General features: G+C 66.6%; 13 protein-coding genes, 1 tRNA gene and 1 pseudogene (1 of these 15 cut by a window edge). 5 read left to right on the forward strand and 10 right to left on the reverse strand.

Annotation, left to right across the window (positions count from 1 at the left end):
* Positions 1-4: 4 nt before the first annotated feature.
* The 7 genes from A2X88_03525 to A2X88_03555 form a co-directional block, all read right to left on the reverse strand.
* Complete coding sequence (locus tag A2X88_03525) at positions 5-1,216, reverse strand: pilus assembly protein PilC (protein ID OGP35200.1); 1,212 nt, start codon at positions 1,214-1,216, stop codon at positions 5-7.
* A gap of 21 nt (positions 1,217-1,237) precedes the next feature.
* Positions 1,238-2,335 carry a type IV pili twitching motility protein PilT gene (locus A2X88_03530; GenBank protein ID OGP35201.1) on the reverse strand — a complete coding sequence of 366 codons (1,098 nt, stop codon included), beginning with the start codon at positions 2,333-2,335 and terminating at the stop codon, positions 1,238-1,240.
* Between the two features lie 21 nt (positions 2,336-2,356).
* A complete protein-coding gene (locus A2X88_03535; GenBank protein OGP35233.1) occupies positions 2,357-4,045 on the reverse strand; it encodes a type IV-A pilus assembly ATPase PilB in 1,689 nt (562 codons plus the stop codon).
* A 46-nt stretch (positions 4,046-4,091) separates the two neighbouring features.
* Entirely contained in the window at positions 4,092-4,976 is an 885-nt protein-coding gene (locus A2X88_03540) for a hypothetical protein (protein OGP35202.1), read from the reverse strand.
* The gene (locus A2X88_03545; protein OGP35203.1) at positions 4,973-5,569 is read right to left on the reverse strand and encodes an HNH endonuclease; all 597 of its coding nucleotides are present in this window, start codon (positions 5,567-5,569) and stop codon (positions 4,973-4,975) included. Before A2X88_03545 ends, A2X88_03540 begins: the two co-directional genes overlap by 4 nt.
* Before the next feature lie 83 nt (positions 5,570-5,652).
* Positions 5,653-7,080, reverse strand: coding sequence for an L-seryl-tRNA(Sec) selenium transferase (locus tag A2X88_03550; GenBank protein ID OGP35204.1), 1,428 nt, complete (start codon positions 7,078-7,080; stop codon positions 5,653-5,655).
* A gap of 13 nt (positions 7,081-7,093) precedes the next feature.
* Complete coding sequence (locus A2X88_03555) at positions 7,094-7,750, reverse strand: GntR family transcriptional regulator (GenBank protein ID OGP35234.1); 657 nt, start codon at positions 7,748-7,750, stop codon at positions 7,094-7,096.
* A 181-nt stretch (positions 7,751-7,931) separates the two neighbouring features.
* Between A2X88_03555 and A2X88_03560 the strand changes: the two genes are divergently transcribed.
* The gene (locus tag A2X88_03560; protein ID OGP35205.1) at positions 7,932-8,720 is read left to right on the forward strand and encodes a hypothetical protein; all 789 of its coding nucleotides are present in this window, start codon (positions 7,932-7,934) and stop codon (positions 8,718-8,720) included.
* On the opposite strand, the gene A2X88_03565 is transcribed toward A2X88_03560, so the two are convergent.
* Genes A2X88_03565 through A2X88_03575 form a run of 3 tightly spaced genes read right to left on the reverse strand, consistent with a single transcriptional unit; the run spans position 8,712 to position 10,828 of the window.
* Positions 8,712-10,010, reverse strand: a complete 1,299-nt coding sequence (locus A2X88_03565; GenBank protein OGP35206.1) for a hypothetical protein — start codon at positions 10,008-10,010, stop codon at positions 8,712-8,714. The genes A2X88_03560 and A2X88_03565 overlap by 9 nt on opposite strands.
* The gene (locus tag A2X88_03570) at positions 9,985-10,338 is read right to left on the reverse strand and encodes a hypothetical protein (protein OGP35207.1); all 354 of its coding nucleotides are present in this window, start codon (positions 10,336-10,338) and stop codon (positions 9,985-9,987) included. The genes A2X88_03565 and A2X88_03570 overlap by 26 nt, the downstream gene beginning before the upstream one ends.
* 4 nt (positions 10,339-10,342) lie before the next feature.
* Positions 10,343-10,828 carry a hypothetical protein gene (locus A2X88_03575; protein ID OGP35235.1) on the reverse strand — a complete coding sequence of 162 codons (486 nt, stop codon included), beginning with the start codon at positions 10,826-10,828 and terminating at the stop codon, positions 10,343-10,345.
* A 1,900-nt stretch (positions 10,829-12,728) separates the two neighbouring features.
* Between A2X88_03575 and A2X88_03580 the strand changes: the two genes are divergently transcribed.
* From A2X88_03580 to A2X88_03595, 4 genes and pseudogenes are all read left to right on the forward strand, one after another.
* Positions 12,729-15,218 carry a hypothetical protein gene (locus A2X88_03580; protein ID OGP35208.1) on the forward strand — a complete coding sequence of 830 codons (2,490 nt, stop codon included), beginning with the start codon at positions 12,729-12,731 and terminating at the stop codon, positions 15,216-15,218.
* A 22-nt stretch (positions 15,219-15,240) separates the two neighbouring features.
* On the forward strand, positions 15,241-16,749 hold the full coding sequence (locus A2X88_03585; GenBank protein ID OGP35236.1) for a ribonuclease G: 1,509 nt from the start codon (positions 15,241-15,243) through the stop codon (positions 16,747-16,749).
* A gap of 61 nt (positions 16,750-16,810) precedes the next feature.
* Positions 16,811-16,885, forward strand: a tRNA-Thr gene (locus tag A2X88_03590).
* A gap of 222 nt (positions 16,886-17,107) precedes the next feature.
* Positions 17,108-17,301 (forward strand): annotated as a pseudogene (locus A2X88_03595) (histone deacetylase); it runs 1,678 nt beyond the window's last position.

The raw sequence follows: 17,301 nt of genomic DNA on the forward strand, positions 1-17,301 counted from the left end.
CCGATCACCCCCCGACGACGCCGGCCAGCTTGAAGATCGGCAGGTACATCGCGACGACCAGCCCCCCGATGACCACCCCCAGGAAGACCATGAGCATCGGCTCGAGGAGGGCGGTGAGCGCTCCCACCGCCGCATCCACCTCGTCGTCGTAGAAGTCGGCGATCTTGTTCAGCATCGTGTCGAGGGCGCCCGTCGCCTCGCCCACCGCGACCATCTGGGTCACCATCGCCGGGAACACCTTGCTCTCCGCCAGCGGCTCCGCGATCGTCTTCCCCTCGCTGATGCTCTGCCGGGCCTTCAGGATCGCCTCCTCGATGACCTTGTTCCCCGCCGACCTGGCCACGATGTCCATGCTCTCGAGGATCGGAACCCCGCTGGCCACCATCGTCCCCAGCGTCCGGGAGAACCGCGCCACGGAGATCCTCTGGATGAGGCTGCCGAAGATCGGCGCCCGCAGAAGGATCCCGTCGATCCGCCGCCGGCCGGTCTCCTTCCCGTAGTACCACCGGATGCCCAGGACACCCGCCACCACCGCGGCCAGGAGGACGAGAAAGTATTTCCGCGTATACACGCTCAGCGCCAGGACGAAGACGGTCGGGCCCGGGAGATCCTGCCCGAAGTCGTCGAACATCTTCCCGAAGATCGGGATCACGTACAGGAGCAGCACGAGGGTGACCACCAGGGCTACCGCAACGATGGTGGAGGGATACACCATCGCCCCCTTGACCTGCTTGGCCAGCTTCATCGCCTTTTCGATGTAGGCGGCCAACCGGGAGAGGATCGTGTCGAGGATCCCGCCGACCTCCCCCGCGGCGACGAGGTTCACGAAGAGGTCGTCGAAGGCCTTCGGGTGCTTCTTCAGCGCGTCGGCGAAGGTGGACCCGGCCTCGACATCCTCCTTCACCCGGAGGATGATCTTCTTGAAGGCCTCGTTCTCCTGCTGCATCCCCAGGATGTCGAGGCACTGGACGAGCGGGAGGCCCGCGTCGATCATCGTGGCGAACTGCCGGGTGAAGATCGCCAGCTCCTTCCGGGAGACCTTCGTCCGGAACCCCGGAATCTTGATCGCCAGGTCCCTCGCCTTCGCCTTGATCTTGACGGGAACGATCTGCTGGCGTCTCAGCTGGGCGACGACGAACGCCTCGTTGGGAGCCTCGAGCTCCCCCGTCATCGTGCTTCCCCCGCGGGTCTTTCCTTCCCAAACGAATCGTGGCATCGCGTCCTCCGCGCTTCTTCCCTACGCTCTCCTGCCGGCGCCAGGCCCGGCGGCCTGGGACGTCGACAGCAGGTTGCGGAATTCCTCGGGGTCGGTGCTGCGCCCGACCGCGTCGTCGAGGGAGATGTCCCGCCGCAGATAGGCGGCGAGCAGCGACTGGTTCATGGTCTGCATGCCGTACTTGGCCTGCCCCACCTGCATCTGGGAGTAGATCTGGTGGACCTTCTCCTCCCGGATCAGGTTCCGGATGGCGGCGTTGGGAACCATGACCTCCAGCGCGAGCATCCGTCCCGACCCGGAGGCCTTCGGGATCAGGATCTGCGAGACCACCCCCTCCAGGACGAAGGAGAGCTGGGCGCGGACCTGGGGCTGCTGGTAGGGGGGGAACACATCCAGGATCCGGTTGATCGTCTGGACGCAGGAATTCGTGTGCAAGGTGGCGAACACCAGGTGACCGGTCTCCGCCACGGTGAGTGCGGCCTCGATCGTTTCGAGGTCGCGCATCTCCCCGATGAGCACGATGTCGGGATCCTGCCGGAGGATGTACTTCAGCGCCTTCTTGAAGCTCTGGGTGTCCGCGTTCACTTCCCGCTGGTTCACGAGGCACTTCTTGTGCGGGTGGAGGTACTCGATCGGGTCCTCGATGGTGACGATGTGCTCCTGCCGCTCGTTGTTCACCTTGTCGATCATCGCAGCGAGCGTGGTCGACTTCCCGGAGCCGGTCGGACCGGTCACCAGGACCAGCCCCCGCGGCTTCTTGCACAGGTCCTTGAGCACCGACGGGAGGCCGAGCTCGTCGAAACTGCGGACCCGGAAGGGGATCGTCCGGAAGGCCCCCGCCACCGCCCCGCGCTGCATGTAGAGGTTCGCCCGGAAGCGGCTCAGTCCCTTGATCCCGAACGAGAGATCGAGCTCCATCTCCTCCTCGAACCGCTGCTTCTGGGCCTCGGTGAGGATGCTGTAGCAGAGGCGCTTCGTGTCCTGGGGGGAAAGCGGCTCGGATGATGTCGGCAGGAGGCGCCCGTCCACCCGGACCGTCGGGGAGATCCCCGTCGTGATGTGGAGGTCCGAGCCCCCCTTCTCGTACATCTCGCTGAGCAGTTCGTGCATGGATAGCATGGATGCCTCTCCTTGAGCCGGCTAATCCGGCGCAGTGACCCGCAGCACTTCCTCGAGGGTGGTCATCCCTTCCTCCACCTTCGAGAGCCCGGCCTGCCGGAGCGTCTTCATCTCCAGCCTCATCGCTTCGCGCTTGATGTCGAGGCCGGAGCCCCCGCGCAGGACGAGGTCCTTGACCTCATCCCGGAAGGGCATCACCTCGTAGAGGGCGACCCGTCCCCGGAATCCGGTCTCGTTGCATTCGTCGCAGCCCTTCCCGCGGAGGGGCCGCACGAACTTCAGCCGCTCCGGCTTCATCCCGGCGTCGGTGAGCGCCTTCGGCGGGATCTTGATCTCCTCCTTGCAGTTCCCGCACACCCGCCTGGAGAGCCGCTGGGCCAGGATCAGGTTCACGGAGGAGGTCACCAGGAACGGCTCGATCCCCATGTTCAGCAGCCGGGAGATCGTGCTCGGCGCGTCGTTCGTGTGGAGCGTGGAGAGGACCAGGTGGCCGGTGAGGGCCGCCTTGACCCCGATCTCCGCCGTCTCGTAATCCCGGATTTCCCCCACCATGATGATGTCCGGGTCCTGCCGGAGGAAGGAGCGCAACGCCGAGGCGAAGGTGAGCCCGATCTCCTCCTTGATCTGGACCTGGTTGATCCCCGCGAAGTTGAACTCGACCGGATCCTCGCAGGTGGAGATGTTGTCGCTGGTCTTGTTCAGGTCCGAGAGGGCGGAGTAGAGGGTGGTGGTCTTCCCGGACCCGGTCGGCCCCGTGACCAGGACCATCCCGTACGGGCGATGGATCGCCTCGGTGAAGTGCGACAACTGCTCCTTCTCGAAGCCGAGTTTCGTCATGTCGAGCTGCAGGGTGCTCTTGTCCAGCAGGCGGAGCACGATCTTCTCGCCGTAGATCGTCGGAAGGACGGAGACGCGGAAGTCCATCTCCCTCCCCTTGCCGATCTTGAGCTTGATCCGGCCGTCCTGGGGAAGGCGGCGCTCCGCGATGTCGAGGCTCGCGAGGATCTTCACCCGCGAGGAGAGGGCGTTCCGCATCTTCAGCGGCGGCCGCATCACCTCGTAGAGCACCCCGTCGACCCGGAACCGGATGCGGAACTCCTTCTCGTAGGGCTCGATGTGGATGTCCGAGGCCCGCCGCTTGATCGCGTCGGTCAGGATGAAGTTCACGAGCTTGACGACGGGGGCGTCGTCCACCCCCCGCTCCAGCTCGCCGATGTCGACCTCCTCCTCCCGTACGACCTCCAGCTCCTCGTCGAGCTCCGAAATGATGTCCTTGAACTCGAGGGAGCGGTCGAAGAACTTGTTGATCGCGGAGGAGATGTCCTTCTCGGAGGCGAGCACCAGCTCGACCCCGTATCCGGTCTTGAATCCGATGGCGTCCAGGATCCCGATGTTCGAGGGGTCCGCCACGGCGACGATCAGCTTCGCTCCGACCCGGTTGATCGGCAGGGCCAGGTGCTTCTGGACCATGTCCTCCGGAAGGAGGCGGACCACCTCGGGGTTGATCTCGTACTTGGAGAGGTCGACGACGGGAATGTTGAACTGCCGGCCCAGGAAGGAAAGCAGTTCGGGCTCCTTGATCGCTCCCGCCTTGACGAGGACGGTCCCGATCCGCTCCTTGCTCCGCTTCTGCGCCTCGAGGGCGCTGCGGAGCTGATCCGTGGTGATCAGGTTCCCCTTCAGGAGCATCTCACCGATTTTTGTGGCCATCACCGACATTTCAAATGCACCTAATTATACCTAAATTACGTTAAATTTATAATTCCCCGGGGTCCCTGTCAAGCGCCAACCCTCCACCCCTCGCGGAAATGGCCCCGCGCGCAAAAGCAAGAAATTCCGCCGCCCCGATCCGTTTCCCGGTCCAGGCCGCGAAGCTTCTCGCCGCCTGGCAGGCCAGCATCGGCAGGCCGTCCACCGCGGGGACCCCCCGCCGCCGCAAGGCTCTCACGAGGGCGGTCCCCCCCCTTCGATAGACTATATCGGCCACCTTCGTCTCCGCCTTTACCCCTTCCACCGGGAAAATGCTCCACTCCCGCCTCATGCCGAGGGAGGTGGCCTGGACGACCAGATCGGTTTCTGGGAACTCGCGGAGGATGCTCCGGCGGGAGAGGCCTCCCGTGGAGAGCTTCATCCGGGGAAAAACGGAAGAGAGCGTTTCGGCGACACGATCCGCCCGCAGCGGGTTCCGGTTCAGGATCGCCATCTCCCGGGTCCCCGCGCGCGCCAGCGAGTAGGCGATCCCGCGGGCCGACCCTCCCGCACCGAGCAGCAGAACCCGGCGGAACCGTCGCCCCCACCCCTGCTCCGCGAGGGCGTCGAGAAACCCCGGGCCGTCGGTGTTTCCGGCCAGGATCCGTCCGTTCCGGACTCGGAGCAGGTTCGCCGCCCCGCAGAACCGGACCGCGTCGGACCGCTCGTCCGCCAGGGCGGCCGCCTCCTCCTTGAAAGGGATCGTGACATTCCCCCCGAGGAAGTTCGCGGAGCGGACGACGCGGAGGAACCCGGGAAGGGCGGCCGGGGACAGTTCGACCGCCACGTAGCGCAGGGGAAGCTTCCGGCGGGCGATCACGCCGTTGTGCATCGCGGGGCTCAGCGTGTGAGACAGGGGATTGCCGACGATGAAGAGGAGCGACTCCTTCAATGTTCGAGTTCGAGGTTCCAGTAGGTGAAGTCGACGAGGTTCAGGAACGGGATCCATTCCCGGTGCACGTTCCCCCGGGGGGCGAACGCGTAGCGGGGGGCCCACCGGGGCTTCCCGGGCCTCCCGATGATCCGCATTCCGGCCGCTTCCGGAAGGTTCCCCCCCTTCCGCTTGTTGCAGCCGACGCAGCTGCAGACGATGTTTTCCCACGAGGTCATCCCCCCCCGGGACTTCGGGACCACGTGGTCCAGGTTCAGCTCGCTCGTCGGGAACGACTTCCCGCAGTACTGGCAGCTGTTCCGGTCTCTTAAAAAGATGTTCCGGCGGCTGAACCGGACGTTCCGCCGGGGGATCCGTTCGAAGGCGGTGAGGACGACGACCCTCGGGACCAGGATCATCCGGCCGACCAGTCCGACCGTTTCGTCGTTTGCGTGGACGGACAGCTCGCTCCAGGACTGGAAGTCGAACATCTCGTAGCGGGAGTTGATCGCCTTGGCGATTCCGGAATAGAGGAGGCAGTAGGCGCGACGGACGCTCGTGACGTGCACGGGGAAAAAGGCCCTGTTCAGCACGAGCACCCCGGTGTTGAGCATCGGACCTCCGATCCCTGGCATTCCGATCTACCTTACGGCACCCGGGCGGCGCAGGTCAATCCCCTTCGGGGCGACCTCCGCCCTCATTCCCGCAGCGCGGCCAGCGCCGCCGAGAGCTCTTTCACCTCCGCGTCCCGGACCGTCCTCATGTCGAGGAGGAACCGGCCGTTCCCGATCCGTCCCACCACGGGCGGGTTCCCCTTCCGTAGCCTTGCGTCCAGCTCCCCCGGGGAAACCGCCGCGAGGGACACGGCGATGCAGATCGTGGGGATCCCGACCTCCGGCATCGCCCCCCCTCCCGGGTAGGAGGTCCCCCGCTCCAGGGAGAGGGTGACGCCGCTCCCACTCCCCTCCGGGACCGCCCGTGCGGCTTCCCGGTTCACCCTGCGGACGAGGCGCCTCGCCCTTGCGCGAATGTCCTTCTCCTCCTCCAGCATCATCCGCAGGACCGGAATGCGCGCGGCTGCCCGCCTCTCGTCGGCGTACAGTCTCAGGGTCGCCGCGAGGGCGGCCAGGCAGAGCTTGTCCATCCGGAGCGCCCGGGAGAGGGGATGCCGCTTCAGCGGGTCGACCAGGGCACTTCTCCCGGCGATGATTCCCGCCTGCGGCCCCCCGAGCAGCTTGTCCCCGCTCACCGTCACGATGCCGGGCCCCTGCCGGAGCGCCTGCCGCACGGTGGGGGTTCCCGGGATCCCCGCGGCCTGGAAATCGAAGAGGGCCCCGGACCCGAGGTCCTCCATCACGGGGATCCCGATCCGGTCGCCGAGAACGGCCAGCTCGGAGGCGGTCACCTCCTCCGTGAACCCCGACATGCGGAAATTCGACCGGTGCACCTTCAGCAGCATCGCCGTGCGTGGCCCGGCCGCGCGCTCGTAATCGGACAGGCGCGTCCGGTTCGTCGTGCCGACCTCGACCAGCGTCGCCCCGCTCTCCGCCAGGATGTCGGGGATCCGGAAGGAGCCGCCGATCTCGACCAACTCCCCCCGGCTCACGATCACCTCGCGCCCCCGCGCGACGCCCGCGAGGCAGAGCAGCACCGCCGCCGCGTTGTTGTTCACGACGTGAACCGATTCGGCCCCCGTAAGCTCGAGGAGCATCTCCTCCACGTGGGCCAGCCGGCGGAAGCGGGCCCCGGTCTCCAGGTCGTATTCCAGGTTGGAGTAGCGGGCCGCGACCTCCGCCAGGGCCCGGACCGCCTCCTCGGGGAGAGGCGCGCGGCCGAGGTTGGTGTGAATCACCACGCCGGTGGCGTTGATCAGCCGGCGGAGGGGGATCTCCTCGCCGGACCGGATCTCCCCGGGAAGCCGCGCGAGGAGCAGGGAGGACCACTCCGCGCGGCGGTGCGCGGCGCCGCCCCCCCCGGTCGCCTCCTCCCGGAGCCGTTCCAGGATCCTGCGGATCGCCCCGACCACCACCGCGCGCGGATGGCGCGCAAGGAGCGAACGGACCTCGTCGGTCTCCAGGAGATGCGAAACGGAAGGAAGGTTGCGGAGCGCTTCGGGGCCGGTCATCAAAGCCCCCGGGTCAGCCCTTGGCCAGTTCCCGGAGGAGGATCTTCTTCCCGTACAGGGCGTTCTTCTGCACGAGGCTCTCCGCCAGGTGGCCGTCCTTCTTCCGGAACGCCTCGACGATCTCCTGGTGCTGCCCGATGGACCCCTCGATCCTCCCCGGCATCGCCAGGACCAGGCGGTACCGCTGAAACTGCATCACCATCCCCTGGATGATGGAGTGCAGCTTCTCGTTCCCGCAGGCCTTCAGGAAGATGTCGTGGAACTCGTTGTGCAGCAGGAGAACCTTGCGGAGATCCCGCTTCCCGGCCGCCGTCTCCATCTGGCGGTTGACCGCCTCCATCCGGGCGATCTCCTTGTCGGTGAGCGTCTTGACGGCGCAGCGGGCGGCGTAGCCTTCCAGCAGGGCCTTCAGGTCGTAGAAGTCGGAGACATCCTTGGAGGAAAAGGAGGCAACGACGGCCCCTTTCCGGGGAACGACGGTGATGAACCCCTCCGATTCGAGCTGGCGAAAGGCCTCCCGGATGGGGGTCCGGCTGATTCCGAACCTCTCGGCGAGGTCCGGCTCGGCCACCCGTGTCCCGGCAGGCAGCTGCCCGTTCACGATCGCGCCCCGGATCGTCTCCACGATCTTTTCCCGGAGCGTCATGTGGTTGTCGATGCTGATCCTCAGCTTCTGCATCTTCCGGTCCTTCGCCTCACTGACCGCCAATGTATGCAGTATACAAAAACCTGTCAAGGTAATTCGTCCGTTGTCCTCCGGAGGTTCCCCTTGCCCGGGGCTCCCCCGTGCGGTATCTTCTCCCGGATGTTCCGCAATCCAGCATCCTGTCGAAGGATTCCGGGAGGAACGGATGGCCTGGACGATCCACAGCACGGTCCCCTTTCCCATGCTCGAGCGGGGCGAAACCTGCGCGCTGCTGGCGGAACACCGGGTCGGCCCGGAGATCTACCTGTCCGCGGAGACGCTCGATTCCCTCACCCCCGCCCGGGCCGGAGCGGCCGCGGAGGCACTGCAGGCCGCAGGCGTCTCCTCCCTCACCTTTCACGCCCCGTTCGAGGACCTGTGCGCCGGAGCGCGCGACGAGGAGGTCCGTCGCCTGACCGTCCGCCGCCTGAAGCAGGCGATCGCCCTCGCCCCCCTCTTCCGGCCCGCCGGGATCGTCATGCACGGCGGCTACTCCGAGTGGATGTTCGACTTCCAGCCCGACCGGTGGCTCGTACAGGCGAGGAAGACCTATTCCGAGGTGGCCGAAGCGGCGGAAACGGCAGGGGTGAGCATCTTCCTGGAGAACGTGTTCGACGAGATCCCCGACCATCTCCTGCGGCTACGGGAGGCGGTCGGATCGGAGCGGATCGGCTTCTGCTGCGATCCGGGGCATGCCACCCTGTTTTCGAGGCTCCCGATCCAGAAGTGGGTGGAGGCGTTCGCCCCGGCCCTGGGAGAGATGCACCTGCATGACAACCGTGGACTCCGGGACGACCATCTCCCGATCGGGGAGGGATCGATCAACTTCCGCGGCGTGATCCTCGCTGCGGTGGACGCGGGTGCGCGCCCCATCCTGACCGTCGAGCCGCACCGGAGGGAGCACTTCCCGCGCGCTGTCGACAACCTCCGGGCGCTCCTCTCCGACCTAGCGTAGCTCCCGGATCATCTGGCCCAAGAACTCGAGGGCCTCCCCCCGGCAGGCGTCGAAGCCGTTCCCCCGGAACAGCCCCAGGGCCCCCTTCTCCCCGTTCAGCTCGCCGCGGAGGATCCGGAAGAAGACGCCGGCGACATCGGAATCGAAGTGCCGGGAGAGCTCGCCGCGGATCTCCCGGAGCGCGTGCATGAGGGGAAGGGAGCGCCGGTACGGGCGGTCGGACACCATCGCGTCGAAGGCGTCCGCCACCGCGATGATGCGCGAGCCGATGGGGATCTCTTCCCCCCGCTTCCCGTCCGGGTACCCCGCCCCGTCCAGCCGCTCGTGATGATGCCGCGCCAGGCGCGCCACCTCCGGGTAGGGGAACCGGATCTCGGTGAGGATGTCGTAGCTCGTGCGGGGGTGCCGCTGGAGCTCCCGCTCCTCGGAACGGCTCAGGTTCGTCGCCTTCGTCAGCACGGCCCGGTCGGTCGCGATCTTCCCCACGTCGTGGAGGAGAGAGGCCACCTGGATCGCCTGGACCTCCGTGTCCGGGAGGCCCAGCGTCCTGGCGATCGCCACCGAGATTTTCGCCACCCGTTCCGAGTGGCCCCGGGTGTACGGATCCTTCGCGTCGATCGCCGCGGCCAGCGCCCGGATCGTATCGAGGTAGATCTCCTCCATCGAGCGGAGCAGCTTCTCGTTCTCCCGCACCTGCACCTGCAGCACATCGTTCAGCGCGGAGATCTCGAGGACCACGCCGTGGTTGGAGATGTTCGCCGACAGGAAGGAGGCCATCACCCCCAGCGTTTCCCGCTGCCGGACGGTCGGCGCCTTTCCCGTCAGCGTGGGCCCCAGGAGCAGGATCCCCACCACCCCCTTCCGCGTGCCGAGGGAGCAGAAGATCTCCGGGGAGAAGGCGGGGGCCGCCTCTTCCACCGCGGAGGCCACCCTGCGCACCGCCGCCGGGGCGTCCCGCCGTCCGACCAGGACCGGCTGGCGCGCCCGCCGCAAGTAGGCCAGCAGTTCCGCCGACATTTCCAGGGGCGGGATCCCCGGGGGAAGCCCGCGGGAAACCCGCGCCCGGAACTCCCCCCCCTCGTGCAGGAAGAGCACCCCCTTCGGGATCGAAAAGGTCCCCAGGATCGACATCAGGGCGAGGCGGAGCGATTCGTCGAAATCGCGCGCATGGGAAAGCCCGAAGGTGAAATCGCGCAGCGCCCGCAGCTTGAAACGGGCGCGCTCCCCCCCATCGGCGGGAAGCCGGGATCCGTTCGTGGAACGCTCAGGAATGCTGTCCGAAATAGGCAAGGGCATCGTCCTCCGTATCGAAGGCCCGCACGTAGCGCGCGACCCCCGTCATCTGAAACAGTTCCCGGTTCATGCGGCTCAGGGAGCAGAAGGCCAGCAGTCCGTTCCGCTCCAGGATCTTCTCCACGACCCCGATGATGAAGGAGATCCCGATGCTGTTGATCAGCCGGGTTTCCCCGAAGTTCAGGAGCACCCGCTGCCCCCCGGTGTTCAGCAGCTCCTGGACGACCCGCTCGACCTCTTCTCCCAGGAGGCTGTTGAGGTATCCATCGACATACACCACCACGGCGTTCCCGGCGTCCCGGGTCCTCACGGTCAGATAGCTCACTCTCTCACTCCTCCCGGGCGGGTGGACCGCCCGCCTCCGTCTCCCCGCCGGGGCGGAGGTATTTTATCATCCGCACCGTCGTTCCCGCCTCCCCCGTCTCGATCTCCACCTCGTCGACGAGCTCGCGGATCAGCTTCAGTCCCCACCCCCGGTTCCGCTTCGATTCGGCGGCCTGCTTTCCGGAGCGAAACCCTGTCCCGTCGTCCCGGACGAACAGCTCGATCTTCTCCGGGGAGAGGATGTACCGGAGGTGCACCTTTCCCGAGCCCGACCCGCTGTGCTCGAAGGCGTTGATGCAGGCCTCGATGATCGCCATCTTGACCCGGTCCACCGTGTCCTTGTCCACCGAGGCGTAGGCCGCCACCTCTTCCGCCACCCGTGCGGCGACCACCTCCGTGTCCGCCTTCATCGGCAGCACAAGCTCGAACTCCAGCGGCTGCGCGTCCGCCACGGGCTCCGGCGCCTTTCGGAGCTCCGGCGGCTGCTCCATCTCCTCCATCCCGAACAGGTTCAGGAAGAGGCGCAACTGGGAGCGGTGGGTCAGCCGGATCCCGTTGCGGGCCGCGTATTCCAATGCGGCCGGCTCCACGCTCCCTTCGAAGAGGATCCACTTCTCGAGCCGGCCGGGGGGAAGCGCCTTCTCCAGGGAAAGGAGACGGCAGCGGTTCTCGAAATGCTCGAGCATCGCCGGGGAAAGCCCCCTTTCCGGCGGCATGTCCACGGCCCAGAGCACCAGGTTCTCCTCGGAGAAGTCCGCCTCCAGGAAGCCGTAGGCGACCAGGTCGAAGTCGAACCGGGTCCCTCCCCGGCGGGTCCGGTATCCCGTCGACACCGAGCTGATCTTGGGGAGCCGGACCTTCTCCTGCTCCTCCTCCAGGCCGATCACCACCTCGAGCAGCCCCCGCCCCCCGAACTTCTCCCGGAAGCTCCCGAAGTCGAACAGCAGGGCCGGCACCTCGCGGCAGTCCCACCTGCGCATCATCTCCTTGACCACCGCGGCACGCTGCTCGCTTTCCCCCCACCCCGCCTCGAGGCCGGCGCGGGCGATCTTCCCCTGCACGATGGAAGCCGCCACCTGGGAGGAGCTCTTTCCGAGCATCCCGCGCTCGAAGGCCCAATAGAGAAAGTCGGCGAGGACCGGATCCTCCACGAACCGGAGATACTCGAAGTCCGACTTCAGGAGCCCCTTGAACTCCAGGCTCGACAGGATCCTGCTCCCCTCCCCGGGATCCCCCCCGATCAGCGCGACGGCCCCCTCGAAGGAATCGATCGGGAACTGGTCGCACAGGACCCGCTTCAGGAACCGGATCGCCCGGACCCGGACCGCCCGGTCGGGAAAGGCATTCTCGAAGAACTCCCGCCAGTACCGGTTGATCTTCCCCTCGGTCACGGAGAGGGCGTAGAGATTTTCGAGTCCGACCTCGTCGGAGACCCGGACGTTCCGGAAGGAGATCTCCTCCGCGAACATCCGCTGGTAGATCGGAACGTGGCCGAGCCTCGCGGAAGCGCGTGGAAGCATCGACTCCGGAACCTGGATCCTGCGGCGCTCGAAAAGCGGGCCCCACGCCCGCAGGGAGGCGTCCGGGGCGAGTCCCCCGACCTCGATCAGCTGAAAGGCCCCGTAGAGCCCTTCCCGCTTCAGCGACGAGGAGACATGCCCCGGGGAGGATCCGGACACGACGATCGGATAGTGCCCCGACTTGATGAAGGGGCGCAGGATGGAAAATATCGCCCCGTCGGGAATGTTCTGCAATTTGATCGTATACTGGAAGTCGTCGAAGAGGAACACCGGGTAGAAGTCCTTCCCTCCCGTGGTGAAGGGGTAGGAGACGGCGTTCGCGAGGGCGGAGAGCCCGTCCCCCGCCGCCGTGTAGCGTCGATGGGCGGCGAGAAAGTCCCGGCATTCTGCATACCCGTGGATTCCCAGGCTTTCGCACATCGCCTCGGGATCGAACCCGGCCGGCGGCGGCTCCCCGAGAAAGGAGAGGAGCTGCCACAGGTATTCCTGGAAGAACTGCTGGGAGAGCGCCAGCGGGTGCGAGAGGATCTTGCTGAAGGAGAAGTAGAACGGGAACGGCCGGGGGGGGGCGGCCGCGTCCGGAAGGGTCAACAGCTCCGATTTCAGCTTCAGCAGGATCGAGGACTTCCCGATGTTCGGAGGACCGTAGATCAGGACGGAAGCGCCGATGCCGGCTTTTCCCTCCAGGCAGACCCGGAGCAGCGCGGAAAGTTCCTCCTCGCGGCCGAAGAATTCTTTCGGACGGAACGTGAATTCGGCACCCTGGCTCCAGAGCAGACGCACTACCCGGCCACTCCCGTCGGAGTCGTCATCCGGTTACTGTACCGTGAATGCATGGTTTTATCAAAATGATCTTGGAGCAGCCGACGCCATGGACCTCCTCCCTCCCTCCATCCGGAAACCCTCGCGGTACAGCGGCTGCGAGGTGAGGCCTTCCCGGATCCCGTGGGAGGAGGCGAAGGTCCGGATCCTCCTCGGGTTTCCGGACGTCTACGAGATCGGGATGTCCCACCTGGGGATCCTGCTCCTCCACGAGATCCTGAACCATCGGGCCGGGACCCTCTGCGAGCGGGTCTTCGCTCCCTGGAGAGACATGGAGGAGCACCTCCGGTCCCGGGATCTCCCCCTCTCCTCCCTCGAAAGCGCCCGTCCCGCGGCCGATTTCGACATTCTCGGCTTCTCCCTCTGCTACGAGCTGACCTACACCAACCTGCTCGCCATGCTCGATCTCGCCGGGATTCCCCTTACGGCCAGCGATCGGCGTGAGGAGGACCCTCTGGTGCTGGGGGGAGGGGTCTGCACCCTGAACCCGGCCCCCGTGCTCCCGTTCTTCGACGCCCTCGTCGTCGGCGACGGCGAGGAGGCGGTCCTCGACATCGTCCTGCAGGTCGAGCGGCGAAAACGGGACGGGGGAAGCCGGGCCGGGCTGCTCGCCGGGCTGGCGCGGATCGCGGGGGTGTACGTCCCGGGGATCTCGACGGGGGTCGCGCGCAGGGTCCTCCCCGACCTCGCGAAGTCGCCGCTGCTCTCCTCCCCGATTCTTCCGGCCATGCGGGTCGTGCACGACCGGCTCAGCATCGAGATCTCCCGCGGCTGCACCCGGGGATGCCGGTTCTGCCAGGCCGGATACGTCTACCGTCCGCTCCGGGAGCGGGACCCCCTTCTCCTGCTGCGCTACCTGCAGGAGACGGCACCGAAGACCGGGTACGACGAGGTCGGCCTCCTCTCCCTCTCCGCGGCCGACTACGGATGCATCGACCGCCTGGTCACGGAGGCGATGGAGACGCTTGCCCCGGAGAGGATCTCGGTCTCCCTGCCGTCGCTGCGCCTGGACGCCCTCCGGGAGAACACGGTCCGGCAGATCCGGAAGGTCCGCAAGACCGGGTTCACCCTCGCCCCCGAGGCGGGCACCGAGCGCCTCCGCCGCGCGATCAACAAGGAGATCGGGGACGACGACCTCCTGCGCGCCGCGGAGTTCATCTACGCCAACGGGTGGCAGACGCTGAAGCTCTACTTCATGGTGGGGCTGCCGGGGGAGACGGCGGACGACGTCCGGGCGATCGGGGATCTGGTGAAGCGGGTCGCGACCGTCGCGCGCCGGCACGGAAAGCGCAATTCCGTGACGGCGAGCCTGTCCGCCTTCATCCCGAAGCCGCACACCCCGTTCCAGTGGGAGAGGCAGATCGGGAGGGAGGAGATCTCCGGGCGGATCGGGACCGTCCGGTCGATCGTCGGCCGCGACCGGAACGCGGAGGTGAAGTTCCAGTCCCCGGAGGTCTCGGAGCTGGAGGGGGCCTTCTCCCGGGGGGACGAGCGGCTCTCCGGCGTGCTCCTGCGGGCCTACCGCCTCGGGGCGCGCTTCGACGCCTGGACGGAGGAGTTCCGCCCGGGCCTCTGGGCGGAGGCGTTCCGGGAGGAGGGGGTGGATCCCTCGGAATACCTTCGGGAGCGGAACCCCGGGGCGCCGCTTTCCTGGGATTTCGTGGATGCCGGGATCGAACGCGATTTTCTTCTCGCCGAGCGGGAGAAGACGCTCCTCGGGGAGACCACCCCCGACTGCAGGACCGATCTCTGCTCCGACTGCGGGGCCTGCCCCCCCGGGCTGCGCAACATCACCTTCCCCCCGATGGAGGAGAGGGACGCGGAGTCCTTGTCCCGTGCGGCGGCCGGAGAAGCACCGGAGCCCGCGGTCCGCCACCTGCTCCGGCTCCGGTACGCGAAGGAGGGGCCGGCGCGGCACCTGAGCGGCCTGGAGCTCCAGTCGCTCTGGGGCCGGGTCCTGCGCAAGGCGGGGCTGCCGGTCGCCTACAGCCGGGGGTTCAATCCGGCGCCGCGGCTTTCCTTCTCTCCCGCCCTGCCGGTCGGCGCGGAGAGCCTCGCCGAGGTCCTCGAGGTGGAGTTCACCCTGCCGGTGCCGGTCTCCGATGCGCAGAGGCGGATCGCCCCCTGCCTGCCCGCCGGGATCTCCCTGGGCGAGGTCCGGCAGGTCCCTCCCGGCAGCCCGCGCCTGTCCGCGTTCGACCTCTCCTGCGTCTACGCCGTCGCCCCGGTTTCCCCGGAACGGTTTCCCGAGGGGGTCACCCCCGGGTCCGCGGCGCAGGCCTGGGAGCGGCTCTCCTCCTCCGAAGCGTTTCCGGTCGCGGTCGAGCGGGAGGGAAAAAGATCCGAGACCGACATCCGCCGGATCGTGACCGGTTTTTTGATGAAGGAAGGCCGGCTCTCGATTACAATCGTCCATGGGTCGGGGAAGGGGATCCGCCCGCTGGACGCGGCGTCCGCGCTGCTGGGCGTCGCGCTCCCCCCGGAGCGGTTCGCCGTGAAGAAGCTGTCGGCCGATCCGGTCCCCCGCGGAAAGGGATGAGGTGTCCAAGGCCAGCAAGCTCATCGTCGTGAACGCCGCCCCCTACGAGACGAGGGTCGCCACCCTCGAATCCGGGATCCTGGTCGATTTCCTCCTCGAACGCCGGGACGACCGCAACATCATCGGGAACATCTACAAGGGAAGGGTCATCCGGGTCCTCCCGGGGATGCAGGCCGCCTTCGTCGACATCGGGATGGAGAAGGCCGGGTTCCTGTATGCCGGCGACTTCGTCGCCCCGCAGCTGGAATTTTCGAGCAGCGATTCCGGAGAGGAGGAGCTGCCGGAGGAAATGGACATCCACGAGGCGAGGTACCCCCAGGACCGCTACATCCCCCCCATCGAGGGGCTGATCCGGGAGGGACAGCAGCTGTTGGTTCAGGTCGCCAAGGAACCGCTGGGGACCAAGGGGGCCCGGATCACCAGCCACATCGCGCTCCCGGGAAGGTACCTGGTGCTCCTGACCTGGTCCAACCACATCGGCATCTCCCGGCGGATCGAGGACCCCGCGGAGCGGGAGCGGCTGCACGCGATCGTGGAGAAGATCCGCCCCGAGGGGATGGGAGCGATCGTGCGGACCGCCTCGGAGGGGGGAACGGAAGCCGACCTGCAGGCCGACATGGACTACCTCGTCCGCCTCTGGGAGACGGTCCGCATGAAAGGCGAGACGGCCGCCCCTTCCTCCCTGATCCACCGGGAGCTTTCCCTCTCCCTGCGGGCGGTCCGGGACCTCTTCACCGCGGACACCGACCGGATCGTCGTCGACTCGGAGGAGGAGCACGGACGGATCCAGACCTTTGCCTCGCAGTTCTTCCCCAGGATCCAGGACAGCATCGAGCTGTACAAGGAGACGCAGCCGATCTACGACCACTACGGGATCGAGATCGAGCTGGCCCGGGCGCTCGATAAGAAGGTCTGGCTCAAGAGCGGCGGCACCATCGTGATCGAGCAGACCGAGGCGCTCACGGTGATCGACGTGAACACGGGAAAGTATGTCGGGCGCAGCTCCCTCGAGGAGACGACGGTAAAGATCAACCTCGAGGCGGTCAAGGAGATCGTCTACCAGCTCCGGCTCCGGAACATCGGCGGGATCATCACCATCGACTTCATCGACATGAAGAGCGAGGAGAACCGGGAAAAGGTCTACCGGGCGCTGGTCGACGCCCTGCGTGCCGACATGAGCAAGACAACCATCTGCAAGATCTCGGAGCTCGGGCTGGTCGAGATGACCCGGAAGCGGGTCCGGGACAGCCTCTCCAGGACCCTCTCGGAACCCTGCCCCTACTGCTCGGGGGAGGGGATCCTCAAGTCGAAAAAGACGATATGCTACGAGATCTTCCGTGCTCTCGAGCGGCAGGGGCCGCTGTTATCGGGGAGGCAGGTCACCCTTTTCGTCCACCCGGCGCTCGCGGAGGAGATGTTCGGGGAGCACCGCCGCTTCCTCGAGCGGCTGGAGAACCGGTTCTCGATGAAGGTGAACATCACGGCAAACGAGAAACTGCACATCGAGCAGTACCAGATCGAGCCGGCTTGACTTTGGGGAGGAAAAGCCCCTACTGTAATTTCCTGGTTTCCGGGTTCGTTCCCACTTTCGGGCCGACGTAGCTCAACGGTAGAGCAGCTGATTCGTAATCAGCAGGTTGCCGGTTCAATCCCGGCCGTCGGCTCCAGTCCGCGCAACGCTGACGTATCCAAGGCGTGATCCATCCCCGCTTTTCCCGGGATCGCCAGCAGCGGGACTCCACATCCTGCACCGTCCCCTGTTCGAACCGGACGATGACGATCCGGCAGAAATTTTCCGTGCGGGGATCGACGACCGCCCACCGTCTCAGATCCCTTCGAATCTGCCGAGTGTGGTACTTCGCGAACGCAGGAGGTTTGGATATAGTAAGGTGTTTCGGAATCCCGGGACGAAGGGGGTGCAAACACCGATGTTCGCGATCCGGAAGATCTACGACCTTGCGCTGCCGGTGAACCGGAACGCGGTCGCGCGGGTGCAGCAGATCATGAGGGAGCAGTTCCCGGGTGTGCCGGAGACGGTCGTCGATCGGATTCCGGAGCAGATCCAGAACCCCCTGAAATACGG

This window comes from Deltaproteobacteria bacterium GWC2_65_14, assembly GCA_001797615.1.
Taxonomy (GTDB): domain Bacteria; phylum Desulfobacterota; class Deferrimicrobia; order Deferrimicrobiales; family Deferrimicrobiaceae; genus GWC2-65-14.

Coding starts and splice junctions, on each gene's coding strand:
- A2X88_03545 (OGP35203.1), bottom strand. CDS start 5,569: ATGCTCAACACCGGGGTGCTCGTGCTGAACAGGGCCTTTTTCCCCGTG.
- A2X88_03525 (OGP35200.1), bottom strand. CDS start 1,216: ATGCCACGATTCGTTTGGGAAGGAAAGACCCGCGGGGGAAGCACGATG.
- A2X88_03530 (OGP35201.1), bottom strand. CDS start 2,335: ATGCTATCCATGCACGAACTGCTCAGCGAGATGTACGAGAAGGGGGGC.
- A2X88_03580 (OGP35208.1), top strand. CDS start 12,729: ATGGACCTCCTCCCTCCCTCCATCCGGAAACCCTCGCGGTACAGCGGC.
- A2X88_03560 (OGP35205.1), top strand. CDS start 7,932: ATGGCCTGGACGATCCACAGCACGGTCCCCTTTCCCATGCTCGAGCGG.
- A2X88_03575 (OGP35235.1), bottom strand. CDS start 10,828: ATGGAGCAGCCGCCGGAGCTCCGAAAGGCGCCGGAGCCCGTGGCGGAC.
- A2X88_03550 (OGP35204.1), bottom strand. CDS start 7,080: ATGACCGGCCCCGAAGCGCTCCGCAACCTTCCTTCCGTTTCGCATCTC.
- A2X88_03535 (OGP35233.1), bottom strand. CDS start 4,045: ATGGCCACAAAAATCGGTGAGATGCTCCTGAAGGGGAACCTGATCACC.